The following is an 11,777-nucleotide window of genomic DNA, read 5'->3' on the forward strand; positions in this document are numbered from 1 at the left end:
CAAATTCCATTTTACTCGACCGGTGAGACCGCATGACCGTCCTGAAATCAGAGATATCGACGCACACGGATCGCTTTCGCGACAATCGCGCCGCCATGCTGGAGGCGATCGGTGTCGCCGAGGTTGCGGCGTCGAAAGCGGCGGAAGGTGGCGGTGCCCAGGCGCGCGAGCGGCATGTCAGCCGCGGCAAGATGCTGCCGCGCGATCGCGTTGCCGGCTTGATCGATCCCGCCATGCCGTTTCTCGAAATCGGCGCGACCGCTGCTCACGGGATGCACGGCGATGAGGCGCCGGGCGCCGGCCTGATCGCCGGTATCGGCCGGGTTTCGGGCCGCGACTGCATGATCGTCTGCAACGATGCCACGGTCAAAGGCGGCACCTATTATCCGATCACGGTGAAGAAACACCTGCGGGCACAGGAGATTGCGGCGGAAAACAATCTCCCTTGCATCTACCTCGTCGATTCCGGCGGTGCCAATCTGCCGAACCAGGACGAGGTCTTTCCGGACCGCGATCATTTCGGCCGCATCTTCTACAATCAGGCCAATATGTCGGCGGCCGGCATCCCGCAGATCGCCGTCGTCATGGGCTCTTGCACGGCGGGTGGCGCCTATGTGCCCGCCATGTCGGACGAAACCATCATCGTCGAGAAGCAGGGAACGATCTTTCTCGCCGGCCCGCCACTCGTCAAGGCCGCGACAGGGGAAGTGGTCTCGGCCGAGGATCTCGGCGGCGGTGATGTCCATACGCGGCTTTCCGGCGTTGCCGATCATCTGGCGCGCGACGATGTCCATGCGCTTGCGCTCGCCCGGCAGGCGGTCGCCAATCTCAATCGGAGCAAGCTGGAGGGTGTCGAGCTTCGCACGCCGGAGGCACCGCTCTACGACCCCGAAGAAATCCTCGGCATCGTGCCTTCCGATCTGCGCACGCCCTATGATGTGCGCGAGGTTATCGCCCGAATGGTGGATGGCTCTAGGCTCGACGAGTTCAAGGCGCGCTATGGCACGACATTGGTCTGCGGCTTTGCCCATATCCACGGCATTCCCGTCGGGATCATCGCCAATAACGGTGTCCTCTTCTCGGAATCGGCGCTGAAAGGCGCGCATTTCGTCGAGCTTTGCTCGCAGCGCAAGATCCCGCTGGTCTTCCTGCAGAACATCACCGGCTTCATGGTCGGTAGAAAATACGAGACGGAAGGCATCGCCAAGAACGGCGCCAAGCTGGTAACGGCGGTTGCCACCACCAAGGTTCCGAAGATCACCATGCTCATCGGCGGCTCCTTCGGCGCCGGCAATTACGGCATGGCCGGCCGTGCCTATTCGCCGCGTTTCCTCTGGACCTGGCCCAACAGTCGCATCTCCGTCATGGGCGGGGAGCAGGCGGCCGGCGTGCTTGCCACCGTGCGCGGCGAGGCGCTGGCCCGCGCCGGCAAGCCCTGGACGAAAGAGGAAGAAGCCGCCTTCAAGGCGCCGACGCTCAAGATGTTCGAAACCCAGAGCCACCCGCTCTATGCCTCGGCCCGGCTTTGGGACGATGGCATCGTCGACCCGCGCAAGAGCCGCGACGTGCTGGCTCTGTCGCTTTCAGCAGCACTCAACGCGCCGATCGAAGACACGCGCTTCGGTCTTTTCAGGATGTGAGGAGATGGAAATGAAACGCGAGAACATCAATGCAAAGAACGCGCCGCAACCACGTGGCGGTTATGCGCAGGTCGTAAAGCTCGAAAATTTCGAGCGATTGCTTTTTGTCAGCGGCCAGGTTCCGCTGACATCGGACGATACGCTTCCCGAGGGCTTCAAGGCGCAGGCCCGGCAGGCGTGGCTTAATGTCGATGCCCAGCTGAAGGCGGCCGGCATGAGCAAGGCCGACATCGTCAAGGTGACGGTCTTTCTCGCCGACCGGCATCACACGATGGAGAACCGCGAGATCCGCGCCGAATATCTGGGCGCGCTCACGCCGGCCATGACTGTCGTGATCGCTGGTATTTTCGATACGGCCTGGTTGCTCGAAGTCGAAGTCATTGCCGCGCAATAGGGTTTGCCGATGTTTTCGAAGATATTGATCGCCAATCGCGGCGAAATCGCCTGCCGGGTCATCCGTACCGCAAAGCGCCTGGGCATTCGCACGGTCGCCGTCTATTCCGACGCAGACAGGGATGCCTTGCATGTGGCGCTCGCCGACGAGGCCGTTCATATCGGCCAGGCGGTGGCGCGCGAAAGCTATCTTTCGAAAGAGAAGATCATTGGCGCGGCTCAGCGCACCCAAGCGCAAGCCATCCATCCCGGCTATGGCTTCCTCTCGGAAAATGCCGATTTCGCCGAGGCGGTCGAGGCTGCGGGTCTGATCTTCATCGGCCCGTCGCCCGCCTCGATTAGGGCCATGGGGCTCAAGGATGCCGCCAAGGCGCTGATGGAGCGGGCAGGCGTGCCGGTTGTTCCAGGCTATCATGGTGAGGAACAAGAGCCCGGCTTTCTTGCCGAACAGGCCGATGGCATCGGCTTTCCGGTTCTCATCAAGGCGCGGGCGGGCGGCGGCGGCAAGGGCATGCGCCGGGTCGACCGGCCGGAGGAATTCGCCGCCTCGCTGGAAGCGGCAAAGCGCGAGGCGAAATCGGCTTTCGGCGACGACGTGGTGCTGATTGAAAAATATCTGGTCAAGCCGCGCCACATCGAGATCCAGGTCTTCGGCGACAGTCATAGTAATGTCGTGCATCTCTTCGAGCGCGATTGCTCGCTGCAGCGCCGGCACCAGAAGGTGATCGAGGAAGCGCCGGCACCCGGCATGACCGAGGAGATGCGCAGCGCCATGGGCGAAGCGGCGATTCGCGCCGCCCGCGCCATCGATTATAGCGGCGCCGGCACGGTCGAATTCATCGCCGATGTCTCCGGCGGGCTGTCGCCGGACCGCTTCTTCTTCATGGAGATGAATACCCGCCTGCAGGTCGAACATCCCGTCACCGAGGCGATCGCCGGCGTGGATCTGGTCGAGTGGCAATTGCGTGTGGCAAGCGGCGAGCCGCTGCCGAAGGCTCAAGATGAGCTCACCATAAACGGCTGGTCCTTCGAAGCTCGTATCTACGCCGAAGACCCATCGCGCGGCTTCCTGCCGGCAACCGGCACGCTGTCGCACTTGCGCTTTCCCGAAGGCGATGTCCGCATCGATGCCGGCGTGCGCGAGGGCGATAGCATCACCCCGCACTACGATCCGCTGATCGCCAAGCTGACGGTGCATGCGCCCGATCGCGCAGCCGCCCTTGCCAAGCTGACACACGGGCTGGAGCAGACGCAGGTTGCCGGCACCACCACCAATCTCGATTTCCTGATCCGGCTCAGCCGCCAGCCGGAGTTTGCCGCCGGCCATCCCGACACGGGATTGATCGACCGGGATGTGGAAGCGTTGACCTCAGCGCAGCAACCCGACGATGCGGCCCTTGCTATCGCCGCTATTGTCGAGGCAGGCGGATTTGCGCGGGCTGCCGGCAACGACCCCTGGCTTTCGCTCGGTGCATGGCAGCTCTGGGGGAAGGCCAGCCGCCCCGTCACACTGCATTTTGCTGGTGGCCATAGGGATTGCCGGGTGAGCACCGAGGGTCCGGCGCTCTTTGGCGTCGCCTTCGATGGTCGCACCATTCCCGTCCGTCTCTTCGAAGCTGTCGGTGTTGCCCGACATGTCGAGATCGACGGCCGGCAATCCCACGTCGATATCTTCGAGACGCCGTTAGGCATGACGCTATTTCTCGATGGGCATACGCATCACTTCCATCGCCTCGATCCGCTGGATGGCGGAGAGGAGGCCGCCAGCGGCGGCGACCGCGTGATTGCGCCGATGCCGGGCCTCGTCAAGATCGTCCGGGTGCGCGAAGGCGACGCGGTGGTGAAGGGCCAGGCGCTGATCGTCATGGAGGCCATGAAGATGGAGCTGACGTTGACGGCGGCGCGCGACGGTATCGTTGAAAGCCTGCATGTCGGCGAGGGCGATCAGACCAGCGAGAGCGCCGTGCTCCTGTCGCTTCGGCCGGAGGATACCGCATGACCGACAAGCCTTCTAACCATGTCACGATCGTCGAGATGGCGCCGCGCGACGGCCTGCAGAATGAGAAAGAGCCGGTCGACACCGCGCGAAAGATCGAGCTGGTCGATCTGCTCTCCGATTGCGGTTTCGAGCGCATCGAAGTGACCAGCTTCGTCAGTCCGAAATGGGTGCCGCAGCTGGCGGATGCCGCCGTCGTCATGGCCGGAATAGAGCGTCGTTCCGACGTTCGCTACGCGGCCTTGGCGCCTAACATGCAGGGTTTCGAGGCAGCGCTTGCCGCCGGTGCCGATGAGGTGGCGATCTTTGCGTCCGCCTCGGAAACTTTCTCCATGCGCAATATCAACTGCTCGATCGCCGAGAGCATCGAGCGCTTCCGGCCGGTGGCCGCAGCCAGCCGCGATCGCGGCGTCCCGTTGCGCGGCTATGTCAGCTGTGTCGTCGAATGCCCCTATGAGGGCGCGGTGCCGCCGCAAAATGTCGTCAGCGTCGCCTGGCAGCTGCGTGCCCTCGGCTGCTATGAGATCAGCCTCGGCGATACCATCGGCAGAGGTTCGCCCGAAGCCGTCGACCGGATGCTTGCCGCAGTCTTGGGCGAGCTCCCCGCCGTGGCTCTGGCCGGCCATTTTCACGACACGTCCGGCCGTGCGCTCGACAATATCGCCGTTGCCCTTCAACGCGGCTTGCGCGTCTTCGATTCGTCGGCCGGTGGTCTTGGTGGGTGCCCCTTCGCCCCCGGCGCCAAGGGCAATGTCGATACTGTTTCGGTTCACGACTATCTTGTTGCGCAGGGCTACGAAACCGGCCTCGACAAGGACAAGCTCGCCCGCGCCGCCGCCTTTGCCCGCAGCCTCAGGAGTGCCTCATGACATCGCAAACGATCCGCATCGAAACCGATGAACGCGGTGTTGCGCATCTGACGCTGGCGCGCTCCGAAAAGCACAATGCCCTGTCGGCCGAGATGATCGATGCCCTGACGGCGGCAACGCACGATCTCGCCCATGATAGGTCGGTGAGGGTCGTCGTGCTGACCGGCGAGGGCGCCAGCTTCTGTGCTGGCGGCGATCTCGGCTGGATGCGCGCCCAGTTCGACGCCACGCGCGCCGGGCGCATGGTCGAGGCTCGCCGGCTTGCCATGTTGTTCAAGGCGCTGAACGAGCTGCCGAAACCGCTGGTTGCCCGCGTGCATGGCAATGCCTTCGGCGGCGGCATCGGCATCTTGAGTGTCTGCGACATGGTGATCTCGGCGTCGACGGCCCGCTTCGGCCTGACGGAGGTGCGTCTCGGCATCATCCCCGCCACCATCAGCCCCTATGTCGTCGCCCGCATCGGTGAGGCGAATGCCCGCCCGCTCTTCCTCTCCGGCAAGATCATCGATGCCTGGCAGGCGCACGCCACCGGCTTGCTTTCACGGGTCGTTGCCGAGGAGGCGCTGGATGAGGCCGTGGAAGCGGAAGTCCGCCATTTTCTGGCGGCGTCTCCGCAGGCCGCGGCCCGCGCGAAAGCCTTGGCGCGTTCGGTCGGCAGGCCGATCACCGATGGCATGATCGACCATGTCGTCGAGCAATTGGCGGATGCCTGGGAGACCGAGGAGGCAAAGGAGGGCGTTACCGCCTTCTTCGAAAAACGGCAGCCGAACTGGCGATCGGCCTAGACGAGCCTGTTGTTTTCGATGGTCAGTTGTGGGAACTGCGTATTTCCCTTGGTGAGATCGCCGGATGCCGGCTTGTCCCAGCGAAAGCCCATGATCGCGCCTTGCTGCATCTCATGAAAGAGGTTGCCCGCAATCACGGCCGAGCCGGCGCCGTCCGCAACCGAAACGACGCAGCCGATGCCGGCATGTCTGACGATATTGCCGGTCGCGACAACGTTGCGGAGATATTGACCCCAACCGAGCCTCATGCCCCAGAGTGGCGCGTTCTCGATGACATTATCGGCAACAAGCGTATCGGCCTCGGCCGAGATGCCGATGCCAAAGCCGCCGTCCTGCACGTAGGGCGCCGTAAGAGACAGGTTACGGATGACATTGCCCGTCACTGAGGCAAGCCTTCCGCCCTTGTCGAAATTGGTGACTGAGATGCCGTTGGCGGCGCCATCGACCAGATTGTTGCTGATTGTGGCACCGACGAACTCGAATTCGCAATAGATGGCGGTTTCGCCCGAGCGCAGGCATTGATTGTTCGAGATCTGTACATTCGATGCCGAGTTGGCGCGGATGGCGGTAAAGGCGCAATCGGCAATCCGGTTGCCCGAAACGGTGACACCATCGGCGCGGAAGACATTGATGCCGTTGCCGTTCTGGCCGGTGCCGCCGCCATTGGCGCGGATGCGGGCAATACGGTTGTTGATGACGCTGCTGCCATCCTCCGCCTTGTCCCAGCGGTGGATCAGAATGCCGCCATTGCCGCAATCCTCGACGCGATTGCCGGTGACCGCCAATCCGGTTGATTGGACGGAATAGATGCCGGCCTCGGCGGCGCCCGAGATGCGGCTGCGTTCGATCCGGCCGCCGCAGCGCTCCAGCTGCAGCGCATGCTTGCGGCTACCGGTAACTTCGCAATTGTCGATCAGCACTTCATCGACGCCTGTAAATTGCAGGAGGCCGCCGGCATAATCGGCAAGCCAGCGATTGCCGCCATCGAGCACGAGGCCGGAAAGCTCGATACGCCTGGCCTTGTCGGCATTCATCAGATGGCCGTCACCGCTATAGACGAGCCGAGAGGCGCCGGGAACGCCTGTCATGCGGGTGTTATCGGGGAGTGTGAGATTGGAGATATTGTAGGTGCCCGGCGGTAGGAAGAGCGGCATGTTGGTGCGCGCCGCATTGTCGATCATCGCCTGCAGCTTGCCGCTCTTGAAATCGCTTGTTCCGGGCGTCGTTTTCAGCGCAATGGCGTCGATCGGCCCGCGCAGCTCGGCGCCCGTCATCTTGGCAAGCGGCGCGGCGAAAACGCGAGGCGCAAGCAGACCGGCCGCTGCCGAAGCGGCGATGGAAGCGATGAAGGCGCGGCGTTGGATCATTGTGGACTCCCGGGACGACATCGGCAAAGCAGAAATCATGCCAGGCCTATCTGTGTCGTTTCGATACAGGACTAGCCGTTCGCGGGCTCCCGGCCGGCCATCAGAACAGAAATCTTCCCATTTCATTTACCAGTCCGGCACAGGCGATACTCTGCCACCGATCCGTTCCCGCTAGGGACGACTCACGGCGCATGCTAACCCTGCGGCATGCGGATCGCGGCCTTTCAACGTCTGGCACTTTTCGACGCCGTCGAACAGGCGGGCGAGGTTTTGGCGCGTGACCTCGCCTGGGCCGAGGCACAGGGAATCAACCTCGCGCTTTTCCCCGAATGTTACCTGCAGGGGCACAGCTACAACGAGGCGATCGCCCGGCGCCGCGCGCTTTCTCTGGATGATCCGTATCTGAGCGCCCTCGTCGCCCGCTTTGCGGCGGGGAGAACGACCGCCGTCGTCGGACTTTTCGAGAAGAGGGGCGATGCGCTCTACAATAGCAGCATCGTCGCCAAAGCGGGCCGGATAGTCGGGGTCTATGCCAAGGCGCATCCGCTCGAAAGCGGCTGCACGCCCGGAAAGGATTTCCCGGTCTGGGAGGAGGGGCATTGGCGCTTCGGCATCAATATCTGCGCTGATCTGAGGTACCCCTACACAGCGCGCCGACTGGCTGAGCAGGGAGCAGGTCTCATCTGCAATCCCATCAATCTCATGCTCCGGCCCCACAAGGCGGAGAAGTGGCACAAGCCGGGCATATCGAGCCTGCGGACATGCGCAAGGCATACGCGGTGCTGGGTCATGGCATCGGATGTGGTCGGCGGCAATGACGACGGCTGGGTGAGCTATGGCAGCAGCGCGATCGTCGATCCGAATGGTGTCATCGTCGCCAAAGCGAAGCCTTACTGCGAGGATGTCCTCGTCTTCGATCTGCCTGACCGGCAACCCGAACGCGGATTTGCTCAAAAAGCTGTCGCGATCGCTACCTAATCGTGCAAATCGCGCTATCCTCTCGAACCATGAGACCGGAACAACTGCTTTACCCAGCGCCTGAAGGATTGTTCTGCCCGATCGGCGGCTTCTATATCGATCCAGTACGGCCGGTCGAGCGAGCGCTCGTCACGCACGGCCATTCCGACCATGCCCGTTCCGGCCATGTCCATGTTCTCGCCACGCGCCAGACGCTCGATATCATGCGCATCCGCTACGGCGATGGCTTTGCCGGTTCGGAGCAGGCGGTTGCCTTCGGCGAGGAGGTGACGATCAACGGCGTCAAGGTTCGGTTCCATCCAGCGGGTCACGTGCTTGGCTCGGCGCAGATCGCCGTGGAAAAGGATGGTCTGCGCATCGTCGTTTCCGGCGACTACAAGCGCCGGCCGGACCCGACCTGTGAAGCCTATGTGCCGGTTCCCTGCGATGTGTTCATCACCGAGGCCACCTTTGGCTTGCCGGTCTTCCACCATCCCGATCCCATGGCCGAGACACGCAAGCTCCTGGCTTCGCTTCACCAGTTTCCCGAGCGAACGCATCTGATCGGCGCCTATGCGCTCGGCAAGGCGCAGCGCGTCATTCGGCTCTTGCGCGATGCCGGCTATGACAAGCCGATCTACATCCATGGTGCGCTGGAGACGCTGTGCGACTATTACGTCAGCCAGGGTATCGCACTCGGTGAACTCAAGCCGGCCACAATTGAAAGCCGCGATCAGTCGATCTTCCACGGTGCCGTCGTCGTCGGCCCGCCCTCCGCTTTCCAGGATCGCTGGGCGCGGCGCTTTCACGATCCGCTGCCGGCCTTCGCCTCTGGCTGGATGATGGTGCGCCAGCGCGCCAAGCAGCTTGGCGTCGAGCTGCCGCTGGTCATTTCGGACCATTGCGACTGGCCGGAACTGACCGAGACGATCTCCGATCTGAAGCCGGGCGAGGTCTGGGTCACCCACGGACGCGAAGAGGCCCTGGTGCGCTGGTGTGAGCTGCAGGGCATCGCCGCCAAGCCGCTGCATCTCATCGGCTACGAAGACGAGGGCGATTGATGAAAGCCTTTGCCGATCTCCTCGACCGACTGGTGCTGACGCCGAGCCGCAACGGCAAGCTGAAGCTGCTGACCGATTATTTTCGCGATACGCCCGATCCCGACCGTGGCTATGGTCTGGCTGCGATCGCCGGTACGCTTGAGGTGCGCAACGTCAAGCCCGCCATGCTGCGCGAACTCGTTCTCGAGCGCATGGACGAGGTGCTCTTCCGCTATTCCTATGATTATGTCGGCGATCTCGCCGAAACGATCTCGCTGGTCTGGGACAAGGAGAGCGATATCGAACGTCCCGCCGGCGAGCAGCCAAGGCTTGGCGAAGTCGTGCGCGGCATGAATGCGCTCGGGCGGACCGAAGTGCGCAGCTTCGTGCGCGATCTGCTGGACCGGCTGGATACGTCAGGCCGTTTCGCCTTCCTCAAGCTTGCAACCGGCGCGATGCGCATCGGCGTCTCGGCCCGTCTTGCCAAGCAGGCGCTGGCGGAGCTCAGCGGCAAGGACGTGACCGAGATCGAAACGCTGTGGCATGGCTTGCAACCGCCTTATGAAAGCCTGTTCCGCTGGCTTGAGGGTAAGGGCGAACGGCCAATACTGGCGACGCCGGCGATCTTCCATTCCGTCATGCTGGCCAATCCGGTTGAGTCAGGCGATCTCGACAGCCTCGACCCCCGCGATTTTGCCGCCGAATGGAAATGGGACGGCATTCGCGTCCAACTCTCGCGCTCGGGGGCGACAAGCAAGCTCTATTCGCGCTCCGGCGATGATATTTCAGGCGCCTTCCCTGACATCGTCGATGCGATGAGCTTCGAGGGAGTGATGGATGGTGAGCTGCTGGTCGGCGGCACGGTGCGCTCCAACAGTCCGACGCGAAGCTTTTCCGATCTGCAGCAGCGTCTCAATCGCAAGACTGTGACGGCAAAAATGCTGGAGGAGTTCCCGGCCTTCATCCGCGCTTACGACCTTCTCTTCGATGGCGCCGAGGATGTGCGTGCCCGCGGCTTCCTCGATCGGCGCAAGCGGCTGACCGAGATTGTCGAGACGGCACCGCATGATCGCTTCGATCTCTCGCCGCTCGTCGATTTCTCCTCCTGGGAGGAGCTCGACCGGCTGCGCTCGTCACCACCCGATCCGGTGATCGAGGGCGTGATGATCAAGCGTAGGGATAGCGCCTATCTCGCCGGCCGGGCCAAGGGACCCTGGTTCAAGTGGAAGCGCGATCCCTATAATGTCGATGCGGTGCTGATGTATGCGCAGCGCGGCCACGGCAAGCGATCTAGCTACTATTCCGATTTCACCTTCGGCGTCTGGGCCATGACTCCGGAGGGCGAGCAGCTCGTACCTGTCGGCAAGGCCTATTTCGGCTTCACCGACGCCGAGCTGGAAGTGCTCGACAAGTTCGTGCGCAATAATACCGTCGATCGCTTCGGCCCGGTGCGGGCCGTGCGCGCCGATCGCGATTTCGGCTTTGTGCTCGAAGTCGCCTTCGAAGGCATCAACCGTTCCACCCGCCATAAATCCGGTGTCGCGATGCGTTTTCCGCGCATTGCACGGCTGCGGCCTGACAAGCCGCCTTATGAGGCCGACAGGCTGGAAAGTTTGATCGCGATGATTGACGCCAAGGCTCCAACTGTCGATGAATAGGGCAGGGCGATTCCTCACCACAAAGTGAGTTGGCCTTGCCTTTCAACCCGTGCAGATTTGCGCTGCGCCGGGATATTTGGACAGAGCCGATGACCATGTCTGACGACAACGCATTTCATCCCCGCCGCAGTGTTCTTGCCGGCATCGCCGCCACGCTTTTTGCGCCCGCTATCGTCAAAGCAGCCGACGACAGCACGACCGGAACCAAGCCTGCCGATAACAAGGCCGCCGCCCGACACGAGGAGAAGGCCGAAGACGCTCCGCCGCTGCTCTCAGGAGATTATCGGCTGGAGCGCCATCTGTTCAAGACGGACCTCATCAGCAAGGGGCCGGCTCCCGACATCTACGAGCCTCTGGTTACGCCGTCTACGGCCGAGCGGCTTTTCTATCGCAGCGGCGTCGGCGAAGAGCTGGAGCTGGTCGCATGGGTTTCCCGCTATACGCGCTCGGAGAAGCCGAAGCCGGCCGTACTTTTCCTGCATGGTGGCAACGCCATCGGCCAGGGGCATTGGCAGCTGATGAAGCCTTATGTCGAAGCGGGCTATGTCGTCATGATCCCCTCCATGCGCGGCGAGAACGGCCAGAAGGGAAATTTCTCGGGCTTTTATGACGAGGTCACCGATGTGCTGGCAGCATCCAACCGGTTGCGGCATCTGCCCGGTGTCGATCCGCATCGAATGTTCCTGGCGGGACACAGCATCGGCGGTACGCTTGCCATGCTCGCCGCCATGTCGGCGAAGCGGTTCCGGGCAGTTGCGCCGATATCGGGCAATCCTGATGCCTATGCTTTCTTCAGCCGCTATCCGCAGGACATTCGCTTCAACACCAAGAACCCGCGCGAATTCCAGATGCGGTCGCCGCTCTGCTACGCGCACAGTTTCAAAAGCCCGGTCAAGCTGTTCCGCGGCACCGAGGAAGCCCATTTCGATTCGCGCCTCGCCCTGCTTGCAAAGCGGGCGACGGCAGCGGGCGTGAAGATGGAGATGGCGACGATGCCGGGCAGCCATAATTCCGCTTTGCCGGGCGAGATCGAGCAAAGCATCGAGTTCTTCAAGAGCGTCGCCGTCTAAAC

The 11,777-nt window shown here is 62.7% G+C and carries 10 protein-coding genes; 9 read left to right on the plus strand and 1 reads right to left on the minus strand.

What is annotated here, in order from left to right; translation table 11 throughout:
* The first annotated feature begins 32 nt into the window (after positions 1–32).
* The 5 genes from ACIQWP_RS13440 to ACIQWP_RS13460 are packed head-to-tail and all read left to right on the plus strand — an operon-like array spanning position 33 to position 5,683.
* Positions 33–1,640 carry a carboxyl transferase domain-containing protein gene (locus tag ACIQWP_RS13440; protein ID WP_402787738.1) on the plus strand — a complete coding sequence of 536 codons (1,608 nt, stop codon included), beginning with the start codon at positions 33–35 and terminating at the stop codon, positions 1,638–1,640.
* Between the two features lie 10 nt (positions 1,641–1,650).
* Positions 1,651–2,034 (plus strand): RidA family protein, encoded by a 384-nt coding sequence (locus ACIQWP_RS13445; protein ID WP_402787741.1) that lies wholly within the window; start codon positions 1,651–1,653, stop codon positions 2,032–2,034.
* Between the two features lie 9 nt (positions 2,035–2,043).
* Positions 2,044–4,032 (plus strand): acetyl/propionyl/methylcrotonyl-CoA carboxylase subunit alpha, encoded by a 1,989-nt coding sequence (locus ACIQWP_RS13450; RefSeq protein ID WP_402787743.1) that lies wholly within the window; start codon positions 2,044–2,046, stop codon positions 4,030–4,032.
* On the plus strand, positions 4,029–4,898 hold the full coding sequence (locus ACIQWP_RS13455) for a hydroxymethylglutaryl-CoA lyase (RefSeq protein WP_402787746.1): 870 nt from the start codon (positions 4,029–4,031) through the stop codon (positions 4,896–4,898). The genes ACIQWP_RS13450 and ACIQWP_RS13455 overlap by 4 nt, the downstream gene beginning before the upstream one ends.
* The gene (locus ACIQWP_RS13460) at positions 4,895–5,683 is read left to right on the plus strand and encodes a crotonase/enoyl-CoA hydratase family protein (protein WP_402787749.1); all 789 of its coding nucleotides are present in this window, start codon (positions 4,895–4,897) and stop codon (positions 5,681–5,683) included. The genes ACIQWP_RS13455 and ACIQWP_RS13460 overlap by 4 nt, the downstream gene beginning before the upstream one ends.
* On the opposite strand, the gene ACIQWP_RS13465 is transcribed toward ACIQWP_RS13460, so the two are convergent.
* On the minus strand, positions 5,680–7,050 hold the full coding sequence (locus ACIQWP_RS13465; RefSeq protein ID WP_402787752.1) for a TIGR03808 family TAT-translocated repetitive protein: 1,371 nt from the start codon (positions 7,048–7,050) through the stop codon (positions 5,680–5,682). The two genes, ACIQWP_RS13460 and ACIQWP_RS13465, sit on opposite strands and share 4 nt — an antisense overlap.
* Positions 7,051–7,257: 207 nt before the next feature.
* On the opposite strand from ACIQWP_RS13465, the gene ACIQWP_RS13470 reads away from it, so the two are divergent.
* From ACIQWP_RS13470 to ACIQWP_RS13485, 4 genes are all read left to right on the plus strand, one after another.
* Entirely contained in the window at positions 7,258–8,028 is a 771-nt protein-coding gene (locus ACIQWP_RS13470) for a carbon-nitrogen hydrolase family protein (RefSeq protein WP_402787755.1), read from the plus strand.
* Positions 8,029–8,057: 29 nt separating this feature from the next.
* Positions 8,058–9,068, plus strand: coding sequence for a ligase-associated DNA damage response exonuclease (locus ACIQWP_RS13475; RefSeq protein WP_402787758.1), 1,011 nt, complete (start codon positions 8,058–8,060; stop codon positions 9,066–9,068).
* On the plus strand, positions 9,068–10,705 hold the full coding sequence (locus ACIQWP_RS13480; RefSeq protein ID WP_402787761.1) for a cisplatin damage response ATP-dependent DNA ligase: 1,638 nt from the start codon (positions 9,068–9,070) through the stop codon (positions 10,703–10,705). Before ACIQWP_RS13475 ends, ACIQWP_RS13480 begins: the two co-directional genes overlap by 1 nt.
* Positions 10,706–10,794: 89 nt before the next feature.
* The gene (locus ACIQWP_RS13485) at positions 10,795–11,775 is read left to right on the plus strand and encodes an alpha/beta hydrolase family protein (protein ID WP_402787764.1); all 981 of its coding nucleotides are present in this window, start codon (positions 10,795–10,797) and stop codon (positions 11,773–11,775) included.
* The last annotated feature ends 2 nt before the right edge of the window (positions 11,776–11,777 follow it).

The sequence above is a fragment of the Rhizobium sp. NPDC090279 genome, from assembly GCF_044769665.1.
Taxonomy (GTDB): domain Bacteria; phylum Pseudomonadota; class Alphaproteobacteria; order Rhizobiales; family Rhizobiaceae; genus Rhizobium.